Origin of the sequence: Salsuginibacillus halophilus, assembly GCF_003014715.1 — a bacterium.
Taxonomy (GTDB): Bacteria; Bacillota; Bacilli; order Bacillales; family Marinococcaceae; genus Salsuginibacillus; species Salsuginibacillus halophilus.
Genome location: NZ_PYAV01000011.1, coordinates 14,864 through 35,169 on the forward strand (window position 1 = coordinate 14,864; position 20,306 = coordinate 35,169).

22 protein-coding genes are annotated in these 20,306 nt (G+C 46.5%); all 22 read left to right on the forward strand.

The features are described 5' to 3' along the window. The first annotated feature begins 11 nt into the window (after nt 1–11). The 22 genes from xseA to B0H94_RS11210 all read left to right on the forward strand — a co-directional run bounded on the left by xseA (nt 12) and on the right by B0H94_RS11210 (nt 20,302). Nucleotides 12–1,394 carry an exodeoxyribonuclease VII large subunit gene (xseA, locus tag B0H94_RS11105; RefSeq protein WP_106589344.1) on the forward strand — a complete coding sequence of 461 codons (1,383 nt, stop codon included), beginning with the start codon at nt 12–14 and terminating at the stop codon, nt 1,392–1,394. After that, nucleotides 1,387–1,635 (forward strand): exodeoxyribonuclease VII small subunit, encoded by a 249-nt coding sequence (gene xseB, locus B0H94_RS11110; protein ID WP_427909949.1) that lies wholly within the window; start codon nt 1,387–1,389, stop codon nt 1,633–1,635. Before xseA ends, xseB begins: the two co-directional genes overlap by 8 nt. 11 nt (nt 1,636–1,646) lie before the next feature. Next, the gene (locus tag B0H94_RS11115; protein ID WP_106589449.1) at nt 1,647–2,513 is read left to right on the forward strand and encodes a polyprenyl synthetase family protein; all 867 of its coding nucleotides are present in this window, start codon (nt 1,647–1,649) and stop codon (nt 2,511–2,513) included. Between the two features lie 729 nt (nt 2,514–3,242). Beyond that, nucleotides 3,243–3,830, forward strand: coding sequence for a hypothetical protein (locus B0H94_RS11120; RefSeq protein ID WP_106589346.1), 588 nt, complete (start codon nt 3,243–3,245; stop codon nt 3,828–3,830). Between the two features lie 47 nt (nt 3,831–3,877). Then, on the forward strand, nt 3,878–5,767 hold the full coding sequence (gene dxs / locus B0H94_RS11125; RefSeq protein ID WP_106589347.1) for a 1-deoxy-D-xylulose-5-phosphate synthase: 1,890 nt from the start codon (nt 3,878–3,880) through the stop codon (nt 5,765–5,767). Between the two features lie 4 nt (nt 5,768–5,771). Further along, nucleotides 5,772–6,581 (forward strand): TlyA family RNA methyltransferase, encoded by an 810-nt coding sequence (locus tag B0H94_RS11130; protein WP_106589348.1) that lies wholly within the window; start codon nt 5,772–5,774, stop codon nt 6,579–6,581. 71 nt (nt 6,582–6,652) lie between these two features. Next, nucleotides 6,653–7,102 carry a transcriptional regulator AhrC/ArgR gene (ahrC, locus tag B0H94_RS11135; protein WP_106589349.1) on the forward strand — a complete coding sequence of 150 codons (450 nt, stop codon included), beginning with the start codon at nt 6,653–6,655 and terminating at the stop codon, nt 7,100–7,102. A gap of 23 nt (nt 7,103–7,125) precedes the next feature. Further along, nucleotides 7,126–8,841: a DNA repair protein RecN gene (gene recN / locus B0H94_RS11140; protein ID WP_106589350.1), complete on the forward strand. Its 1,716-nt coding sequence runs from the start codon at nt 7,126–7,128 to the stop codon at nt 8,839–8,841. 116 nt (nt 8,842–8,957) lie between these two features. Next, complete coding sequence (gene spoIVB / locus B0H94_RS11145) at nt 8,958–10,181, forward strand: SpoIVB peptidase (RefSeq protein ID WP_106589351.1); 1,224 nt, start codon at nt 8,958–8,960, stop codon at nt 10,179–10,181. A 266-nt stretch (nt 10,182–10,447) separates the two neighbouring features. Continuing rightward, entirely contained in the window at nt 10,448–11,239 is a 792-nt protein-coding gene (gene spo0A / locus B0H94_RS11150; RefSeq protein WP_106589352.1) for a sporulation transcription factor Spo0A, read from the forward strand. A 240-nt stretch (nt 11,240–11,479) separates the two neighbouring features. Next, the gene (locus B0H94_RS15235) at nt 11,480–11,656 is read left to right on the forward strand and encodes a hypothetical protein (protein WP_181315375.1); all 177 of its coding nucleotides are present in this window, start codon (nt 11,480–11,482) and stop codon (nt 11,654–11,656) included. Nucleotide 11,657: 1 nt separating this feature from the next. Next, entirely contained in the window at nt 11,658–12,164 is a 507-nt protein-coding gene (locus tag B0H94_RS11160) for a GNAT family N-acetyltransferase (protein ID WP_181315376.1), read from the forward strand. Nucleotides 12,165–12,435: 271 nt separating this feature from the next. Beyond that, the gene (locus tag B0H94_RS11165; RefSeq protein WP_106589355.1) at nt 12,436–12,930 is read left to right on the forward strand and encodes a GNAT family N-acetyltransferase; all 495 of its coding nucleotides are present in this window, start codon (nt 12,436–12,438) and stop codon (nt 12,928–12,930) included. A gap of 134 nt (nt 12,931–13,064) precedes the next feature. Then, nucleotides 13,065–13,469: a hypothetical protein gene (locus B0H94_RS11170; RefSeq protein WP_106589356.1), complete on the forward strand. Its 405-nt coding sequence runs from the start codon at nt 13,065–13,067 to the stop codon at nt 13,467–13,469. A 135-nt stretch (nt 13,470–13,604) separates the two neighbouring features. Continuing rightward, nucleotides 13,605–14,258, forward strand: coding sequence for a hypothetical protein (locus B0H94_RS11175; protein WP_146139944.1), 654 nt, complete (start codon nt 13,605–13,607; stop codon nt 14,256–14,258). Between the two features lie 95 nt (nt 14,259–14,353). Next, nucleotides 14,354–14,710 carry a YobA family protein gene (locus B0H94_RS11180; RefSeq protein ID WP_106589358.1) on the forward strand — a complete coding sequence of 119 codons (357 nt, stop codon included), beginning with the start codon at nt 14,354–14,356 and terminating at the stop codon, nt 14,708–14,710. Nucleotides 14,711–14,866: 156 nt separating this feature from the next. Further along, entirely contained in the window at nt 14,867–15,229 is a 363-nt protein-coding gene (locus tag B0H94_RS11185; protein ID WP_106589359.1) for a YhjD family protein, read from the forward strand. A 35-nt stretch (nt 15,230–15,264) separates the two neighbouring features. After that, a complete protein-coding gene (locus B0H94_RS11190; protein WP_181315377.1) occupies nt 15,265–16,599 on the forward strand; it encodes a PepSY1/2 domain-containing protein in 1,335 nt (444 codons plus the stop codon). 207 nt (nt 16,600–16,806) lie between these two features. Beyond that, nucleotides 16,807–18,090: a PepSY1/2 domain-containing protein gene (locus tag B0H94_RS11195; RefSeq protein WP_181315378.1), complete on the forward strand. Its 1,284-nt coding sequence runs from the start codon at nt 16,807–16,809 to the stop codon at nt 18,088–18,090. 175 nt (nt 18,091–18,265) lie between these two features. After that, entirely contained in the window at nt 18,266–18,961 is a 696-nt protein-coding gene (locus tag B0H94_RS11200; RefSeq protein ID WP_106589362.1) for a hypothetical protein, read from the forward strand. A 4-nt stretch (nt 18,962–18,965) separates the two neighbouring features. Then, nucleotides 18,966–19,709 carry a cytochrome c biogenesis CcdA family protein gene (locus B0H94_RS11205; RefSeq protein WP_106589363.1) on the forward strand — a complete coding sequence of 248 codons (744 nt, stop codon included), beginning with the start codon at nt 18,966–18,968 and terminating at the stop codon, nt 19,707–19,709. Nucleotides 19,710–19,726: 17 nt separating this feature from the next. Then, nucleotides 19,727–20,302, forward strand: coding sequence for a peroxiredoxin family protein (locus tag B0H94_RS11210; protein WP_106589364.1), 576 nt, complete (start codon nt 19,727–19,729; stop codon nt 20,300–20,302). The last annotated feature ends 4 nt before the right edge of the window (nt 20,303–20,306 follow it).

Consider the following 20,306-nt stretch of genomic DNA (forward strand, 5'->3'; position numbering starts at 1 on the left):
CTGAAAAAGCCATGCAGGATACGCCATTAACGGTTTCACAGTTAACAAAAACGATTAAAAGCACCATTGAAACAGCACCCGCCCTGCAGCAAGTGCTTTTAATTGGTGAAATCTCAAACTTTAAGCACCACAGCCGCGGGCACATGTATTTCACGTTAAAGGATCAAGGTGCAAAAATTTCAGCGGTTATGTTTCAAGGCAACAACCGGCAGCTTGCGTTCATGCCTGAAAACGGGATGAGCGTCGTTATTCAAGGGAAAGTGTCCGTGTATGAACCGTTCGGTCAGTACCAGCTGTACGTGCAGGACATGCAGCCGGACGGCATCGGGCAGTTGTATCAAGCGTATGAACAGTTGAAAACAAAACTTGAAGCAGAAGGATTGTTTGATCAAACCTTAAAGAAGCCGCTTGTCGAAGTCCCAGATGAAGTAGCGATCATTACATCGCGCACCGGTGCGGTGATCCGCGATATTTGTACAACCGCAGCGCGCCGGTTTCCGCGTACGAAACTTACGCTTTTCCCGGTCGCTGTACAAGGAGATTCAGCCCCTGCAAGCATTGTGCAGGCCTTAAAACGGGTGAATGCCATGCAGCGGTTTGATGCTGTAATTGTCGGGCGCGGCGGCGGTTCAATCGAAGAGCTGTGGGGCTTTAATGATGAAGCTGTCGTCCGTGAAATCGCAGCGAGCCATGTCCCTGTCATTTCAGCAGTCGGTCACGAAACCGATGTTACATTAGCTGATTTTGCTGCTGATGTACGTGCGCCCACGCCGACAGCCGCGGCTGAACTTGCCCTTCCGAGTGCACCTCAGCTTGCTGAGCGTATCGAATACGTTCAAGGCCGGCTCGTGCAGTTGATCGGTCATCAAGTACAGCGTGAACGTGAACGGCTTGAGCGTCTGCGCATGTCCCAGGCCTTCCGTTACCCGCGGCAACTCTTGGCGCAAAAAGAACAGGAGCTTGATCACAAACTTGAGCGACTTACCCGGGAAACAGCGCGCACAACGGCACAGGCCCGCGAACGAAACATGCAGCTTGAAGCAAGGCTGAAAAGCAGACACCCGGCTCAGCAGGTAAAGCAAGGCGAAAAAGATGTCACCGCTTTAGCTGAAAAACTGCACAAAGCGATGGAGCGAACATATGAAACGAAAACGGCAGCGTTTGAACATCGCGCCACCCGGCTTGATTTATTAAACCCTGTTAAAATTATGCGCCGCGGCTTCAGCGCCGTTTACAATGAAAACGATGCACTCGTTCGTTCTACGCAGGACCTTACGCAAAACGAGCAGCTAAACATTTATGTTGCTGACGGCCGGGTGCAGGCAACCGTAAACGATGTTGATGGTGAAACCCTTGCAGGCGGTCCGGAGAAAGGAGCGACAAATGATGAGTGAAGAAGAGAATGAAACAAAAACGTTTGAAGAAACGATGGAAGCCCTTGAAGCGATCGTGAATAAGCTAGAAGAAGGCGAAGTCCCGCTTGAAAAAGCCATCGCAATGTATCAAGAAGGGATGAAGCTGTCGCAGACGTGTCATGAGAAGCTGCAGGCGGTGGAAGAGCAGATGAATGAAATTATGACTGAAGACGGTGAGGTTGAGCCGCTCACTTCTAGTGATGAGGAGTCAAGCACGTGAATATTGAAGCGATGATTGAAACGTATAAACCTGAAGTGGAAAAGCGCCTCTTTAGCCACGTGGAATCAAAAGCTATGCCCCACGCTTTGCAGGAAGCGATGCTCTACTCATTAAAAGCAGGCGGCAAACGGGTGCGGCCGTTATTAACGATGGCTGCAGCTGACGCTTACGGCCGCTGGACGGAGGAAGCGCTCGATGTGGCCTGTGCGGTGGAAATGGTGCATACGTACTCGTTAATCCATGATGATCTGCCGGCAATGGATGATGATGATCTCCGCCGCGGTCAGCCGACAAACCATAAAAAGTTCGGTGAAGCGCATGCGATTCTTGCTGGAGACGCCTTGTTAACGAAAAGCTTTCAAGTATTGTCACAAGCAGGAGGTCCTGCTGCGGCAGCCTGGAAAACGGAAGTGACGGCATTGCTTGCGCAAGCGGCAGGTGCTGAAGGCATGGTCGGCGGTCAAATTGCAGATATTGAAGGTGAGAACCGCTCACTTTCGCTTGAAGAGCTTGAGTACATTCACCATCATAAAACCGGCGAACTCCTTGCTTTTGCTGTGCAGGGTGGGGCGATTGCTGCCGGTGCGCCCGCACAGGATGTGCAGCATCTGCGTGCTTTTTCAAAAGAGATCGGTCTCGTCTTTCAAATTAAAGATGACATTCTTGATGTTGAAGGGGACGCGGATGTGATTGGCAAGCCCGTCGGCAGTGATGACGGCTTAAATAAATCGACGTATCCCGGCCTGCTTGGCTTAGAAGGTGCAAAAGAGAAGATGAACTACCATTACGACCGGGCGTTAACAGAACTCGCCGGCACTTCAGTTGATCACGACGGTTTAAAAACGATTGCTTCTTATATTGTGGAACGTGACCGGTAAAAAGTTTCACACGTGATTTTTCCGTTTTTGCTGTGACAAATTTTGGCTTGTTCAATATGTTGGCGTGAGTACTTGTACATGTTATAATAGTTGAACAAACATTGGGTGGTGCAGTATTCTAGTCGACTCTCCATACCCGAAGGCGGGCCTAAAAATCCGCTGAAGGGCACATCGATGAAGTTTCTGGTTCCGGCTTGAGGCGCCCAGCCTTGGGTCGGAGCTGGGAGTAAAGGCAAGGGGGCGATCCACAAAGGCATGTGGGCGCGAACCCTCTTGCCGCGGAGGCCTGAATGGTTCTGCTCTGGGAGTGAATCATTCGGGTAAGACCTGCCGCGCGGGCAAGAAATTGTCTGCAGGTAGCGTAGCCTGCCTTGAGTGGAGCCGGGGGAGGATGCGTCACAAGGTAAATAGCTGCCGGCCAGCGGCTATTTACCTTTTGCATCCGAAACCTGCTCTGCAAAAGAGGCTAAGGGATGGCACGGAGTCGTTGAGGAAAACTCCTAGACTGTTCACCAATTAGGTGACATACAGAGGGGATTACGGTGCGTGCTAAGTGGTAATCCAGTCTGATGACCGGCGACGGCATCAAGGCAGCCTTAAAGGGAAACCGCCAGGGCGGCGACGCGCTGGCTGCTGCCTGGGAAATCCTACTGGACCTAAGCCGCAAAGTTTATCTTTTGTATGACCACCCTACGTACATACGACGAGTAAAGGTGCAGTGTAACTGCTATGAAAAAAACATGGTCACAAACAATAAACTGGAGTTTTTGGATCGCCGTTATCACTTTAGTGTTAGCGGCTCTTTTTTCGATTATATCTACAGCCATTTTGTCCGGCGTTTCGTGGGCGGTCGGAATGGTTGTGGTGTTCATTATTGTGTTTATCGGTGTATTTTTTGATACGATAGGAATAGCCGCAACCGCAGCCGAAGAAACACCCTTTAATGCGATGGCAGCGAACAAAGTGCCAGGCGGCCGGCACGGCGTCTTAATTACAAAACACGCCGACCGTTTCGCAAGCTTCTGTAACGATGTGATCGGAGACATTGCAGGGATTATTAGCGGAACCGCCTCAGCCTTTGTCGTTCTGCAGCTTACCTTCGCCCTCGGGGAGAATGAAGGAAGTGTGGCGCAGACGATCATTTCGATGGTATTTACAAGTGTCGTCGCAGCCCTTACAGTAGGGGGGAAGTCTTTCGGGAAAACGGTTGCAATTTACTATTCAACCCCGATCATATATCATGTAGGTAAGGTGCTTTACATTCTTGAAACGAAATTGCATATTCGGGTTTTTCCAAAGCGGAAAAAGAGAAAATAGGTAAAAGTATGTAGATGCAAATTGAAGGGAAAGCGAGGTTTCGCTGCATGGACTTGGAATCGATTGAAAATCCCGGCTTTTTGAAAAGCTGTTCCCGCCAGGATCTCGAAAATCTGGGTGAAGATGTACGTCAGTTTTTAATTGAACGTCTTTCAGTAACAGGGGGTCACCTCGGCCCAAATCTTGGCGTTGTTGAATTAACACTTGCACTCCATCAACTGTATAACAGTCCGGAGGATAAAATTTTATGGGATGTAGGGCATCAGGCGTACGTTCATAAAATTTTAACCGGACGCGGCGGTGAGTTTGACTCCCTCCGTAAATATCAAGGTTTGTGCGGTTTTCCAAAACGCGATGAAAGCGAACATGATATTTGGGAGACTGGACACAGCTCCACATCTTTATCTGCAGCGATGGGCATGGCGACCGCCCGCGATTTAAAAGGTGAAAATCACCACGTGCTTCCGGTCATTGGTGATGGTGCCTTAACCGGCGGGATGGCGCTAGAAGCCCTCAACCATATCGGTCATGAGCAGACGAACATGACGGTCATTTTAAACGATAACGAAATGTCGATTGCACCAAACGTTGGTGCCTTGCACAATATGCTCGGTCGGATGCGTACAGCCGGACGTTATCAAAAAGCAAAAGATGAACTTGAATATTTGATTAAACGTATCCCTGCGTTTGGGGGTCGTTTAGCAACGACAGCCGAGCGGGTGAAAGATAGCTTGAAGTATCTTCTCGTTTCCGGCATGTTCTTTGAAGAGATGGGCTTTACGTATTTCGGTCCGGTAGATGGACATGATTACGATGATTTATTCGGCAATCTTGAATACGCGAAAAAGACGGAAGGCCCGGTCATCATTCACGTGATTACGAAAAAAGGAAAAGGCTACGGCCCGGCAGAAAATGATGCCAAAGGCACGTGGCACGGACTTGGACCCTATAAGATTGAATCCGGTGAAGTCGTGAAAAAGCCGGGGCCGCCGGCATACAGTGCGGTGTTCAGCGATACGCTTGAACGCATTGCCAACGACGACCCGCGCGTTGTTGCGATTACAGCGGCGATGCCAGGTGGAACAAAGCTTGATCAATTTGCAAAAGCCCACCCGGATCGGATGTTTGATGTAGGGATTGCTGAGCAGCACGCCACGACGATGTCTGCAGGTCTTGCCACCCAAGGCATGAAGCCGGTGTTTGGCGTGTACTCTACCTTTTTGCAGCGCGCTTACGACCAACTCGTTCACGATGTGTGCCGGCAGAAGTTAAATGTCTTCTTCGCGATAGACCGCGCCGGATTGGTCGGTGCAGACGGCGAGACGCACCAAGGTGTATTTGATATTGCGTACCTGCGTCATCTTCCGAATATGACGATCTTGATGCCAAAAGATGAAAACGAGCTGCAGCACATGGTTTATACCGCTGTGCAGCATGATGACGGCCCGATTGCGGTGCGTTATCCTCGCGGCAACGGCTACGGCATAAAAATGGACGAAGAGTTAAAAGCTCTTCCGATCGGCAAGTGGGAAACCGTGCGCGAAGGAAAAGATGCAGCAATCTTAGCTTTCAGCACGATGCTTCCGATCGCTGAAGAAGCTGCAGATGCCATGGCAACGCAGGGGCTCTCTGTGAAAGTTGTCAACGCAAATTCAGCGAAGCCGCTTGATGAGGACTTGCTGCAGGAACTTGCTGAACAGCGCATGCCTATGCTGACGCTAGAAGAAGCAGCACTGAAAGGAAGTTTCGGTAGTGCTGTCCTTGAGTATTATCATGACGCGGGTTATCACAATGTGACGGTGGATCGGATGGGTATTCCGGACCGTTATATTGAGCACGGTAGTGTACCAGAGCTTTATGAAGAGATCGGTTTAACGACAGAAGAGGTAAGCGAGCGTTTAAAACAGCTTGCCCCAAGAAAAGAACAAAGGGCGTAACGTCATGAGCAAAAAAGAACGAGCGGATGTGCTGGCCGTCGAGCAGGGCCTCGCCGACACCCGTGAAAAAGCAAAACGAAGCATTATGGCAGGGCTTTTGTATGCAGAAACAGAGCGCATTGACAAGCCCGGCACAAAGCTCGATTCGGCAACTCCCCTTCGCATGAAAGGGGAGCTTTTGCCGTATGTGAGCCGCGGCGGCTTGAAGCTTGAAAAAGCCCTGCAGGCATTTGCGATTGATCTCAATGAAAAAACCGTGCTTGATATTGGCGCTTCTACCGGCGGTTTTACAGACTGCGCCCTGCAGCACGGAGCGGCAAACGTTTATGCTGTTGATGTCGGGTACAATCAGCTTGCTTGGAAACTGCGGACAGACGAGCGGGTGACCTCACTTGAGCGGGTCAACTTCCGCTACATGACAGAAGATGACCTGCCTGACCCGCCACCAGAAGCTGCAGTCTGTGACGTGTCGTTTATCTCGCTCAGCTTAATTTTACCGCCGCTCAAAAAGCTTCTAACTGCCGGCGGTGATGCCGTTGTTTTAGTGAAGCCGCAGTTTGAAGCCGGCCGGGATGAAGTCGGAAAAAAAGGGATTGTGCGTGAAGCCCATATTCATGAACGGGTGCTTCATGAACGCCACGCTGACGCAGAAGCAAACGGTTTTCAAGTGATCGCTGCAGCCAGGTCGCCAATTACAGGTACCGGCGGCAACGTTGAGTATTTGTTTCATTTAAAACGCGTAAGTGGACAACCTTCGCCGATTACTGTTGAAGATTTGACGAATCTTGCATATACAGAAGCTTGTGATGATTGAATTTTCGTGTATGGCGTCGTATAATTATACTTGTTCTACGCATAAGTATAACGCCGTAAGGAGGCGCCGCAATGACGAAAGGTCAGCGACATATAAAAATCCGTGAAATCATTACTGATGAAGAAGTTGAAACCCAGGAAGAACTTGTCGATGGGTTAAGAGAAGCTGGCTACAACGTGACCCAGGCGACGGTGTCACGCGATATTAAAGAACTTCATCTTGTGAAAGTACCGACGATGGACGGCCGTTATAAATACAGTCTGCCATCCGACCAACGCTTTAATCCGCTGCAGAAACTGAAGCGGGCGCTCACAGACAGCTTTATTAGCATTGATCATTCCGAGCAGCTGCTTGTCATGAAAACGATGCCGGGAAACGCCATGGCGATTGCGGCGTTAATCGACAATTTGGACTGGGAGGAAATTATGGGCACCGTTTGCGGCGATGATACGATTTTGATTATCTGCCGGGAAAAAGTACAGTCTGAAGAAGTTGCCCAACGTTTTCTTGATATGCTGTAACAGCCGAAGGAGGCGTTCTTGCCATGCTCGAGGAAATTACGATAAAAAATGTAGCCGTCATTGAAGAGGTTACATTGTCATTTGAACAAGGGCTTACCGTGTTAACCGGTGAAACCGGCGCCGGAAAGTCCATCATTATTGACTCACTTGCGCTTCTTGCCGGTGGACGAGGTTCCGTTGATTATGTTCGTCACGGAGCCGATCGGGCGGAAATCGAAGGGCTGTTTACGGTGGAAGAAAACAGTCCGGCTCGTGCCCGGGCGGAAGCTGCAGGTATTGAAATTGAAGAAAACATGGTGGTTCTCCGCCGTGAGGTGACCCATAAAGGAAAAAGCATCTGCCGGATTAACAATAAGCTTGTCACACTTGCCGTGCTGCGCGAAGTGGGTCAAGGCTTAATTGATATTCACGGTCAGCATGAGCATCAAGAACTGCTGCAGTCCGAGCGGCATCTCCATCTCCTCGATAAATTTGCCGGGGACGATTTAAAAAAAGCGCTTGCTGATTATCAAAGCCGCTTTCAAGACTTCAAGCGGACACAGGAAAAGCTGGAGCAGCTGCAGGAAAATGATCAGGAAAACGCCCACCGGCTTGATTTAATTGAATATCAGCTTGGCGAGATCGTTCAAGCAGAGCTTAGCCCGGGAGAAGACGAGCAGCTTGAAAAAGAAAAGCATATTTTAAGTCACAGCGAAAGCTTATATGACGCGCTCTCTGGTGCGTATAACAGTTTGTACGGCGAAGGCCGGGGTCTCGACTGGGTGAGTCATGCTTTAGGCGAAACAGAAGCAGCCGCTGCAGTTGATGACCGTTTAGGCGAGCTGCAGGAATCGGTGGCAAACGCGTATTACGCACTAGAAGAGGCAACCTTTTCGCTGCGCGAACATTCTGAAGCGTTAGCGTTTGACCCGGAGCGTCTCCACGAAGTTGAAAGCCGGTTAAATGAAATTGACCGGTTAAAGCGCAAATACGGCAGCACGGTTGATGAAATTCTGGAATATGCGGCGAAAGTGGAAGAAGAGCGGGATTTGATCGTCAATAAAGATGAAAATATTCAAGCGTACGAAGCTGAACTTGAACAAAAGGCAGCTGACTTAGCAGCTGAAGCCGATACGTTAACCGATCTGCGCAGACAGGCGGCGCTTCGTTTAAGCGAAACAGTCGAAGGTGAATTAGGCGCATTACATATGCCGAATGCTTCCTTAACGGTTGAATTCAGCCTGGCAGAACGGGGCAGCAGCTACACTTTTGAAAACGGGCGGCGCTATTTTACAGCTAACGGGCAGGAAAAAGTGGAATTTATGCTGTCCACCAATGCCGGTGAGCCGGAGAAGCCGCTTGCAAAAATCGCTTCCGGCGGTGAAATCTCAAGAATTATGCTTGCGTTAAAAACGGTGTTAAGCGGCTTTCAACAAAAGGTTGCATTGATCTTTGATGAAGTTGACACCGGTGTCAGCGGCCGGGTCGCTCAGGCGATTGCAGCAAAAATTCAAGAAGCCGCAAACGACGCGCAAGTGCTTTGCATTACGCATCTGCCGCAAGTTGCGGCGATGGCTGATGAACACTTTTTAATTGAAAAATCTGAAGAAGACGCCCGCGTTTATACAACGGTGGAGCCGATGTCTTCCACCGCTGCTACAGAAGAGATTGCTCGAATGATCTCAGGCACAACTGTCACCGAGGCAAGTTTGGAAAACGCCCGTGAGTTGATTGCAGAGGCATCAGCTGTCAAATCTTAAGATGTTAAAGCTGACCAGTTTTGGTCGGCTTTTTTTATGTCTCTCCCCTTATAAACGTTTTTTGAAAAGGCAACATTAAAGGTACACAGGTGCAGACGGTGTAAGGAGTGAAAAACATGGATAAACGAAGGTGGATGGGAGTTTTATTCCTGCTTGCAGTGATTAGCTTTTTTTCGCTTGAACCTGTGCAGGAATGGGTCGACTTACCAGATGAAGCTTTGTACACCGCATCTGATGAACGATCGGCACAAGGTGGATATACAACAGAACTTCCGCTCGTTCAAGCGATGGATGACAAGCTTAAATATTTTTCAACAGCTGCTGAAGAAGATGCAGTCGTCATTTCAGCAGGACCGATTCCAGTAAAGACGATTGAAACAAAAGAAGTACCAGCCATTGATGTCGTTCCAGGTGGCGAGTCCATCGGCATCCGAGCAGGTGAGCAAGGTGTTTTTGTTGTCGGTTATCACGACGAAGATGATACAGCGTCCGCGGCAAAACAAGCAGGCGTAAAACCAGGCGACCGGCTCGTTAAAATTAATGATGAAAGCATTCACGGGATCTCTTCAATTCAACGGTTAATTGACCGATCCTCCGGGTCAAACGATGTGACGTTAACTTTAAAAAGAGATGAAGAAACCATTGAAAAAGAGGTCGATTTATCATCCGGCGGCAAGCTCGGGATTTATGTTCGTGAATCTTCTGCCGGCGTCGGAACAATGACTTTTTTTGAGCCGGAAACGGGCAAATATGGTGCACTTGGTCACGTCGTAGCTGATGCTGCTACGAAACAGCCGTTAAACGTTCATAACGGAAAAATCGTTCGATCGGTCGTTGAAGATATCGATAAAGGGTCAAGCGGCCATCCTGGTGAAAAGCGTGCAAGCATGGGTATGGGGAAAAACGAACTTGGCTCAATTACAAAAAACAATGCCTTTGGTATTTTTGGCAAGTTAAACGATGATCATTCGCTGAAAGATGAAGAAACGATGCCAATTGCCTTCCCGGATCAAGTTTCAACTGGTGAAGCAAAAATGTTGACTGTCGTTGAAGGAGAAGAAGTTGAAGCATTTGATATTGAAGTGAAAAAAATCTTAACGCAAGACCACCCGGCCACAAAAGGGATGGTGATTGAAGTCACCGATGAACGCCTGCTCGAAAAAACCGGCGGCATTATTCAAGGCATGAGCGGCAGCCCAATCATTCAAAATGACCGCCTGATCGGTGCTGTGACGCACGTGTTTGTAAATGATGCAGCTTCCGGTTACGCCGGTCACATTGAGTGGATGTTAAAGGAAGCAGACATTTTAACGGAAGAAGGGCTCGAAGAAGCCGGCTGATGTACTTTCAGCCGGTTTTTAACTGAGGCATTTGAAGCTGAGTTGTACCGGACGGTAAGATTTGGTATAGTTTACATAAAGATTTTTCGACAAACACATAAAAAACAACGCATAAAATATCGAACACCGTCGTAAATAGAAGAAATTAAGACCATTTCAAAGGAAATCAAAGATGATTTAAAATTTCCGGATATTTTAGCAGGAAATCATAGGCAGTTGTCGAAAGCTTATAGTGAGAACCTTATACCTTAGAGGAGGCCTTTATTGTGAATTCGATTAATGTTTGTATTGCCGATGATAACCGGGAGCTTGTCCAGATGCTTGAAGAGTATGTATCCGCTCAAAACGATATGCAGGTGAGCGGTGTTGCTTATAATGGTCATGAATGTCTTGATTTAATTGAAGAAGCAAAGCCTGATGTTTTAGTTCTTGATATTATTATGCCGCACTTAGACGGACTGGCCGTACTTGAAAAGCTGAATGAACGTTTCGGTGCAGACCGTCCGAAAGTCATGATGCTTACCGCATTCGGTCAAGAAGACGTGACGAAAAAAGCGGTGAATTTAGGGGCATCATATTACATCTTAAAGCCATTTGATATGGATAAATTAATCGCAAACATCCGCGAAATCAGCGGCAATGAAGTGACTGTGCAAGCTGCAGGCGGCGGCAGTTCCCAAATTTTACAGCAGAGCCAGGAGCCTATAAACCTTGATCAAAGCATCACGTCAATTATTCACGAAATTGGTGTGCCGGCCCATATTAAAGGCTATATGTATTTGCGTGAAGCGATCACAATGGTTTATAACGACATTGAGCTTCTCGGTTCGATCACAAAGGAACTTTACCCGGAAATTGCAAACAAATTTAACACGACCGCGAGCCGCGTTGAGCGGGCCATCCGCCACGCGATCGAAGTCGCCTGGAACCGCGGCAACATTGACTCGCTCTCAAGCATGTTCGGCTACACCGTTTCAAGCACAAAAGCAAAGCCGACCAACTCCGAGTTTATCGCCATGGTCGCAGATAAACTACGCATTGAGCATAAGGTGAGTTAAAGCATTTGAGGGTCAAGGTTTTATAGACATTCATCAAATAACACTTTCAACCACTTGTGTGGTCGGCCAAGCCGGTGCACAAGTGGTTTTTGTTTAAGAAAAGGTTGAATGTTTGAAAGCAACCTACAGTATTAATTGCCAGGCATTGCAATTGCCCGTATAATAGATACTACCAAAGCATATACTAATTACCACTTTTATGTAGGTGGTGATTGAGTGTGCAAGGAGGATGATCAGGAAATGAGCACTCCAATAAAAAACCCAAAGCGTTTTAACTTAGATAATCCTAATGAGCTAAAAGCTTTTAAAAAATGGGCTGAAAGCTCTGATAAGAATAATAGCCCGCAAATGAAAAAGACTAGAGAAGAGATGAAAAAGGCGAGAGCTGCCCGAAAACAGGGAAGGTTTTACTACTAAATTGTTCTTACAAGAGGTTACGGCAGTAGACGAAGCACTACTCAATCGTTTTAAATGCTCCAATAATGATGACAAGGTGGGAAGCTATCTCCGAAATGAGGCAGTAGCTCATCATAAAAAAAGCTTGACTAAAACCCATGTTGTAACAAATGGAGAAGAAATTATTGGTTTTTACGCTATGTTTGCAGATAGTGTTCAAGTCTTTAAAAACAAAATACAGCAACAAGGTTGGGGTTTAGGCGGGAAACAAAAACAATTTCCTGCCGTTAGAATTCACTATATGGGCGTAGATCAGAAATTTGAGGGGCAAGGGTACGGAAGTGCTTTACTTTACAGCGCCTTAGACGTTATTTATGAAATGAATGAGTTTGTGGGCATTAATTTCATTGCTTTAGAAGCAATAAATGGGACAGAAGAGTTTTATCAACAAAAAGAGTTTGTGCATTTGTATAGCGTGAATCGTGACTTAAACATGATGGTTTTGAAAATAGAGAGCATCCAAGATTGAGAATGAGTGAACACCCTCCCGCCATAGGGGGGGTGTTTTTCGTGAGCGCCCGCTGGCATGGCAGGCCGAAGAAGCGATATAAAATGGTATCATCCCCATAAAACCTTTCGTCCTTTCCAAAATAACATGATGAACACGACTTAATTTCTAAAAGTCCGCTATACCGATTCTATATTGTCTTGCAGGCACTGTGTGGATGGCGAAGGTTTTAGCACACCTACTTTCCACATGAAAATCATGGTAAAATATACAAAAGCAAAGGAGTTCTCTTATGAACATTAGACCGATCGCCGTAAGTGATGCAGATGAATTTTTAGCAGTAAGCAAAAAGATTGATGAGTCTGGTTTTATGTTGTATGAACCTGAGGAGCGAGAGACCACTGTGGAGCAGCAAAGAAAAGCGATCGAGGGCATTATGTCTAGTAAGAAATCGGTCATTTATGTCGCCGAAGTAGAAAACAAAATTGTAGGTTTTATCACGGCATTAGGCGGCAGACTGAAACGAAACCAGCATTCAGCTTATCTTGTCTTAGGTGTGCTTGAAGATTATCAAGGCCGAGGTTTTGCAACGAAGTTATTCGAGCAAATGTTTCAATGGGCCGCTCAAGTTGAGATATCAAGGCTTGAGCTTACGGTCATAAAAGACAACGTAAGCGCTTTTCATTTATATCGAAAGATGGGATTCGTTTTAGAAGGTGAAAAGGTGCATTCCCTTATGATCAATGGAACACCTATGAATGAATACTACTTATATAAGCTGCTCTAAACCCCTCTTATAAATGAACAGGACGATGTCAATTGATAGCTGCTAAAAACACCCAGTGATACGAACAATCGGGAGGCCCATACATAAATCTCCTGGGCATAGAGTTTCTTACTTTCGGCCGGAGGAGGGATAAATTGCGATTTTACATCATAGTCATTTTGTTTTTAACGAGCTGCAGCAGCAACGATCAAACATTACAATCAGTAGAAATTGATATTTGGGATCATATCGATCAGCATGATGTTGAACCGATCTTGACAGATAAAAATGATCTAGATCACTTCACTTCGGCTTTGGAAACGAAAACAAAACTAGATGAAGATGCGGTAATTGCTACCAAGCCCATCGCTACATTTAAGCTAGTATTTGCTGATAAAAGCTCCTATGCTGTTCATTACTGGCCATCTTCGGATAACGGTGGCTACGTACAAGTATTTAAAGGCAAGGAAACCTCGACGTATGAACTAGATAAATCATCTGTACAAACGATGAATCAACTAACTGAAATTAACACTGGTACTGAGGTCGTGTTTGAGTAGAATTAAGCGGCTCTAAAACAGGACAGCATGTAGCACGATTCATTCGGCCGGGGATTTTAGCTTGAGCGGGAACCTCCAGTTTTATGCCAGGTGTTGCCCACGTAGAACATGATCAATAAAGAAAGGTAGATTAAAGTGGACGTCAAACATAACAATCAACCCGATCGTAAAATGGGGCTGCTCTTCGTGCTTGCACTAGGCGGCATAATATATTTAGCAATGTCACTATACGGTGAAAGGGAAGCGGCTGGTATGCTTGAAGAGAAGCAGGAGACGGATGTGGCATTAAGTGTTCAAGAAGCGCCGGCTGAAATTGAATCAATAAAAGCTGCCTTAGAAGATTTACAAGAGAAGGTAAGTACCGCGTCTTCACCTGAAGATGTGAAAGAAGAAGCAAAAGCGCTGGAGCAAACGGGTCGTCAGTTTTTTGACTGGCATCAGCGTCTGCTGCACCACTTGCCGGCTGCTGAAGATGAGCGGAAGTTTACAACGCGTTACACTTCAGCTGATCCTGAAATTACAGTGACAAAAACACAAAGAAATTATCACAACAAAGCCATTGGTGCGACCCTTACGCTTCGTCAAGCCGGCTTGAAATATCTCAATGATGAAGCGTGGGTGTATTATAAGGACCCGGATGGCTTAACAACGTACCTAGATGCAAAGCTTGATGCGCTCGCTCATTATAATGAGCTGTTTTCAGTGGATCAACCGATGTCGTTTGAAGTGATTGAAGAGAGACTCGCGCAAGCACTCCGTGAGCTGAAAGAGGCTGGTGAAACCGAATGAAATGAATGCATCTTACTTCTATTAGCGGCTGTAGATATTTACGACACCTCTGAATGAGTGCCCCACTAAACCGGTTTTAAAAAAGGAGGCTTAATTTGAGAAAGCGTATATTTATTTCTATATTCTTCTTAATGTTCATCGCCAGTGCTGGGTGCGGCACAGAAGTGACGAGTGATGAGTTAAATCCATCTGAAGCAAATGTTCAAGAAGGTTACGTCGTTGATAAGAGTGAAGAGAGGATTCTCGTTATAAGTGATATTACAGAAGAAGAAGCGGTTGAATCCTCACAAGAAGAACTGCTTGATGGAGAGAATGAAGCGGTTTGGTATACGGTGGAGGATACTGCAACTTATGAAATTGGGCAATTGTTAAGGCTGGAGTGGGATCATATGGCAGAAAGTTACCCCGGTCAATCGGAGCCTGAGCATGTGCAGGTTGTAGATGAAGGATAAAGCTTTGGATTCAAAATTATAACGGAAAAGCTGGCTGCCTCAAATCATAGGTGCCGGCTTTTTTTATCAAAAACCTCATCTGAAATTCACTTTCCAAGTGTTTCATGTTTTAAGGGAACATTTGTTTGTGTATAATAGGTGTAGAGGTGATGCTGCATGTTGGTGACAGAAGCTGAAGAAGCGCAAGTGCGTAACTATATTATTCTGACGTTTGCGGTTAAAGTGCTTGATCAAGATTTGGCGCGCGGATTTCAAGATTATAAATTCAGTGATTTGTATGAAGCGGCGGTGGAGTCGGCTGTGCTTGCGATGCGGGAAGAGCTGCGGCTGTTAAAGCGTTCGTTTTATCAAAACCGGATGAAAGTAGAGGAAACAAAATCACCTGAACATACATTGACGTATAAGATCTGGACCCCGCGGTGTGAAGATGAACTTACCTTTCATAAAGCGTACTTGCGGACAGAAGTGCGCGCAATGATTGAGAAGTATTTGTTTTCTGCACCACCTGTGAGAAAATAATGCCAGTAGATGTTCATAAAGAAAGGATGCTGAAAATGAAACGCTGGCATTTATTGATCGTGATCGGCTTGCTGCTCGCCGTCGTTGTTGTTCAAGCAGTAGAAAGCGGCAGTGATGACGCTGTTGAAGACGATACATTAGAAGATGAAGCTGAAGAAGCAGCTGAAGAAGAAACTGACGAAGCAGTAACAGATGAGCGGATGGAAGAACTGCATACATATTTAGCCGTTGCAGGCATGGCTCAAAGGGAGCTTACGCAAGGGCTCGCAGCTGCAGATGAGCAAAGTGTTACGGAAGCGTTGATAGAAACGAAGGCGTGGCTGCAGGCGTTAAGCTTGCAAACACGTGATATTGATATGCATGAAATTGCAGGGCATGGTGGTAGAGCGTGGTATACAATCACCGATCGGGCGATAGAATATATCGACTTTTTACTCGCAAATGAAGCGGGAGAACTGCGTAGTGAAGCTGCCCAGGAGATCGCGCACTTGCGGGAACGGCTCGTTATTTTTGCCGAACATATTGAACCTATGATTGAAAACAACCAGCCATTTGATGAAGAAGATATGTATGAACAATTAGAAGAGGCCTTTGCCAAGCTTGAGGAGCTGCCGCGTGTAGGTAATTCAGATAGGGTATATCAAGAAGAAAACAGGCATCCTGACGAAAGCGACGGGGGTTTTAACCTGGCTGAAGCAGAAGACGTGTCTGAAGAAGAAATGAGAGCACGTGCCGCGTCGTTTATGAGCTCACTTGGGAAAGACGCAGCCCCAGAGGATCTTGAGTTGGCCCATGAAAGTACGGTGCATGCCCTCGACACGGTTGGATTCACGTTAGCAGATCAAGACGAGGGAATGGTTGTAGATGTCAGTGTGCAAGGTGGGGAAGTACTTGATGTACACGGAGGTGAAGCAGGAGGTGCCGGCAGTATGTCCCGTGAAGATGCAGAAGCCTTCAGCGAAGAGGTGCTCCAAGCGTGGGACGAAACGGAAGAATTAACGCTTACAGAAGTGGAAGGTCAAAACGGACATTACACATTCAGCTATGTCCCACAAAAAGACGACGTGCCTGTACACCCCCGCCAGGTGAGGGTGGAAGTCGATGGTGACAATGGTCGTCTCCTTCGTTTGCAGGCGTTGAATTATTATCAACATGACGAAATTACGACAGAACCTGCACTTACGGAAGCAGAAGCCCGTGAAGCAGTCAGCGACCACATCGTACTTCAAGACGATGCGCTTCTAGAAGTTGTTCAGATCGATCATGAAATTCAGCTTGTATATGTTTTTAACGTCGAAGCGCCGGAGCGTATGGGGGCTGTAAAAATCAACGCTGAAGATGGCGAGTTTTTAGGTTTGCGGATAGATTAGTTTCATAAGCCCAAAGCAAAGAATATACGTCTGTTGGAAGGCCTTCGATTGCAGGTGAAACTTAGCGGTCGAAGGTTTTTCACGTTCAGCTTCAGCTTCATTCAAACGAAAGATCATACGTTCACATAGCAAAGAGAAGTATTTGTTTTCTTCCCCACCTGTGAGAAAATAATGGAAGCGTATTTTGTAAATGAAAGGGTGCTTAATGTGAAACGCTGGCATTTATTCATCGTGATCGGCTTGTTGCTTGCTGTGATCAGTCTGCAAGCTTACGGTGCTGCAAACATCGAAGATACAGAGGATGAAAGTGTTGAACAGGGTCAGCTGCAAACTGAATTACATACATACATGATGGCGGCGAATGCTGCCGAAGAGAACTTAGCCCAAAGTTTAGCGGCGGCAGAAGAAAGTGATATCCACCGGGCGTTAAATGAAGCGCACAGCTGGCTGCAAGTGCTTAGCTTTCAAACGGGCGTGATTGATATGTCAGATATCGAACCGCGGGGACACATGGAGTGGAGTGCGACAACCCATGAGTCGGTGAATTACATGGAATATCTCATTGATAGTGAAGAAGAAACCTTTTCAGATGAAGAGGTCGCATCCCTTGAAGCGATCAGGGAGCGCCTACGTATCATGACCGAACATATGGAAGCATTTGTGGGTGATGAAGATTTAAATGAAACGGTGCTTGAAGAAGAGCTGGACACTATGTTTGCAGAAATGGGGACCCATTCGTTCCCAGTCAATATTGACGAGACGTATCAAGAAGTCGCGCATCAAGATTCACTTGACAATCTAACGCTACTGGATGAGGAAGAAGTTTCTGAAGAAGCGATGAAAGAGACTGCAGCTGCGGTCATGCAGCCTGTGTGGGGTGACGTTTCCCAAGAGGAGCTCACCGTCGCCCAAGAAGGGATGATCGCCGATGATTTAGGAACCGTCGGCTACACGCTTGCGGATGAAGAAACCTATATCGTGGAAGTGACAAAGCGGGGCGGTGAAGTTTTGCAGGTGTTCGAAGGTGAACACGATGCAGAAGGTGAGGGTGCTAACCGTGAAGAGGCGGAGGCGTTGAGTGAAGAGCTGCTCGAATCGTGGGCAGATGATGCCGATCTTGAGCTTACGGATGTTGAAGGAGATGGAGAGCAGTACGCTTTCTTTTACGCAGCGGTTGAAGATGAGGTGCTGATTCACCCAAGGAGGCTTCGAGTCCAGATTAACAGCGGTGGAAACCTTGAAAGCTTATCTGCATTCAACTACTATCAAGATATTGATGTTCAACTTGAGCCTGAAGTTGGTGAGGATGAAGCCCGCGAAGCGGTAAGCGAGCACATCATCTTAACAGATGACGAAGCTGCTTTAGAAGTCGTCGAAATCGCAGAAGAGCCTGAACTTGTGTACGTATTTAACGTCGAAGCGCCGGAACATATGGGGCCTGTAAAAATTAACGCTGAAGATGGTGAGTTTACAGGTTTAAGGAAGGATTAGCTTCATAACTTTAACAACGTCTAATTTTGCGTTTAGACGTGCATAAGAAATGAACATACTGCTGTTGGAAGACCTTCGGTTGCAGATGAGAGCTTAGCGATCGAAGGTTTTTTACGTCGTTTTCATCAAACTTTCATAAAGAGGGTTTATGATTAAACTGAAAAGAGGTGAGGTTATGACAACTTGGCAGGTAGGGCCGCTCTTAATTCCGGAGGCGGCAGTAGCAACTGTGATAGCGCTTGTTGCCGCTTATTTATATGTTCGTTATTTCACGCTTTACCAAGGCTCTGCAGGTTATCGGCCGCGGGATCGGGCGGTTAATGTTTTAATTTTGATTGGTTTTGTTTACGCATTTGGTACAGTTTTACTCAATCTAACTTTATTTTTGAGCGATCCAATGGCTGTGCTTAGCTATCCAAGCGGCCCGGGAGAATTTATACTGGCGTTATGTGCTGCAGGCATTTACATTGCAGTTCAACATTGGAAAAAGGGGATTGACGTTCGAGAACTTTTCGCTGTATTGTTATACATCGTTTTAGCGGCTCAAATCGTTTATGCCGTCTGGACACGCGAATCCGGCACAAGTATAAATGGACCGCTGCCGTTTGCTGAACATCCAATTGCTTTTTATACGACGGCTGTAAGTGTGGCTTTATTGTTTTGGCTGCACCGGTTAGGCGAGAAGATTCAGCGCTCAGCTCAACTTTCTGTTGTAGGTGCAGCATGGGCTTTCAGCCAGTGGTTAATTATGCGTGTTGATGCCGTACCGCAGTTGTTGATGGTGTATGTACCAGCAGCAAGTTTTCTTATATTGAGTATTGTTATGGCTGTTATGTCGATTTTGTTGACAATTATACATAAGCGAAGGTGAGACGATGGAAGAACTTAATCAACTAACGATATGGGCAGCGTTTGGTGCAGGGGTGATCTCGTTTATATCACCATGTACACTTCCTTTGTTTCCTGCGTATTTGTCCTACATTAGAGGGATGAGTGTAAAAGAGCTTGAACAAACAAACGACCGCCGCGTAAGAAAGGCGTTAATGCTGCATACGCTTTTCTTTTTAATCGGGATCTCCTCCATTTTTATCGCACTCGGTGTTGGTGCTTCAGTGATGGGAGGATGGATTGAAGACTTAATTGTCGGGTCTTCTGGTAATTTTGTTCAGCAGCTTGCCGGGATTTTCATTGTTTTTATGGGCCTTGTTGTCACCGGTATTCTCCAGTTTGATACGCTCATGAAAAATAAACGAATGGCTTTCAGCAAAAAGCCTGCAGGATTGATCGGTACAACCTTTGTCGGTATGGGATTTGCGGCCGGCTGGACGCCGTGTATCGGACCGATTTTTGCCTCTATATTAGTACTTTCAGCAAGTGATCCTTCACAAGGATTTGTGTATACACTTTTGTATGCGCTCGGATTTGCGCTGCCGTTTTTCATTTTGACATTTTTTATCGGCTCCACGAAATGGATCGTCAAATACAGCGGGATCATTATGAAAATTGGCGGTGCGGTCATGATTTTGATGGGACTGTTGTTGTTTACCGGACAATTAAACGATATTTCCATTTACATTTTACGATTAATTGAAGGGACTTGGTTTGAAAACTTAGGTTAAAAAAGGAGTGCCAATGTATGAATTTGAAAAACATATTGATCGGCCTTTTACTCGCCGGCATGCTCAGCTGGACGCTGATTGATGCCATCGATTGGGGAACGGAGGAAAGCACCGAGCAGGAAAGCGGAGGTGCTGGCGACTTAGCACCGGTACCTGAAGGTGAAATAGGATTAGACGAAGGAGATTATGCACCGGATTTCACACTTGAAACATTAGCAGGTGAGGAGATGTCCTTGTACGATGTGCGCGGTGAGAAAAAAGTCATGTTGAATTTCTGGGCAACATGGTGTCCGCCTTGCCGCGCGGAAATGCCGGATATGCAGGAAGTATACGAGGAACAAGACGGGATTGAAATCATTGCTGTTAATTTAACAGATTCTGAGCCTGGGGTAGGGCAGGTTGAAGATTTTGCTGATGATTACGGATTGACGTTTCCGATTCTACTCGATCATGATGTAGATGTAGCCACCAATTATGATATTCAACCTGTGCCGACTTCTTATTTCATTGATACTGAAGGAAGGGTGCAGCATGTGGCATTAGGTGCGGTGAATCAAGCCTTTATGCTGCAGCAGTTTAATGATATGGACTAAAGGG

Bases quoted from the DNA above. Each gene is read 5' to 3' on its own strand.
- recN (WP_106589350.1), top strand. From the start codon at position 7,126: ATGCTCGAGGAAATTACGATAAAAAATGTAGCCGTCATTGAAGAGGTT.
- B0H94_RS11115 (WP_106589449.1), top strand. From the start codon at position 1,647: ATGATTGAAACGTATAAACCTGAAGTGGAAAAGCGCCTCTTTAGCCAC.
- B0H94_RS11210 (WP_106589364.1), top strand. From the start codon at position 19,727: ATGAATTTGAAAAACATATTGATCGGCCTTTTACTCGCCGGCATGCTC.
- B0H94_RS11165 (WP_106589355.1), top strand. From the start codon at position 12,436: ATGAACATTAGACCGATCGCCGTAAGTGATGCAGATGAATTTTTAGCA.
- ahrC (WP_106589349.1), top strand. From the start codon at position 6,653: ATGACGAAAGGTCAGCGACATATAAAAATCCGTGAAATCATTACTGAT.
- xseA (WP_106589344.1), top strand. From the start codon at position 12: ATGCAGGATACGCCATTAACGGTTTCACAGTTAACAAAAACGATTAAA.
- spoIVB (WP_106589351.1), top strand. From the start codon at position 8,958: ATGGATAAACGAAGGTGGATGGGAGTTTTATTCCTGCTTGCAGTGATT.
- B0H94_RS15235 (WP_181315375.1), top strand. From the start codon at position 11,480: ATGAGCACTCCAATAAAAAACCCAAAGCGTTTTAACTTAGATAATCCT.
- B0H94_RS11120 (WP_106589346.1), top strand. From the start codon at position 3,243: ATGAAAAAAACATGGTCACAAACAATAAACTGGAGTTTTTGGATCGCC.
- dxs (WP_106589347.1), top strand. From the start codon at position 3,878: ATGGACTTGGAATCGATTGAAAATCCCGGCTTTTTGAAAAGCTGTTCC.
- B0H94_RS11205 (WP_106589363.1), top strand. From the start codon at position 18,966: ATGGAAGAACTTAATCAACTAACGATATGGGCAGCGTTTGGTGCAGGG.
- xseB (WP_427909949.1), top strand. From the start codon at position 1,387: ATGAGTGAAGAAGAGAATGAAACAAAAACGTTTGAAGAAACGATGGAA.
- B0H94_RS11200 (WP_106589362.1), top strand. From the start codon at position 18,266: ATGACAACTTGGCAGGTAGGGCCGCTCTTAATTCCGGAGGCGGCAGTA.
- B0H94_RS11130 (WP_106589348.1), top strand. From the start codon at position 5,772: ATGAGCAAAAAAGAACGAGCGGATGTGCTGGCCGTCGAGCAGGGCCTC.
- B0H94_RS11190 (WP_181315377.1), top strand. From the start codon at position 15,265: ATGAAACGCTGGCATTTATTGATCGTGATCGGCTTGCTGCTCGCCGTC.
- B0H94_RS11185 (WP_106589359.1), top strand. From the start codon at position 14,867: ATGTTGGTGACAGAAGCTGAAGAAGCGCAAGTGCGTAACTATATTATT.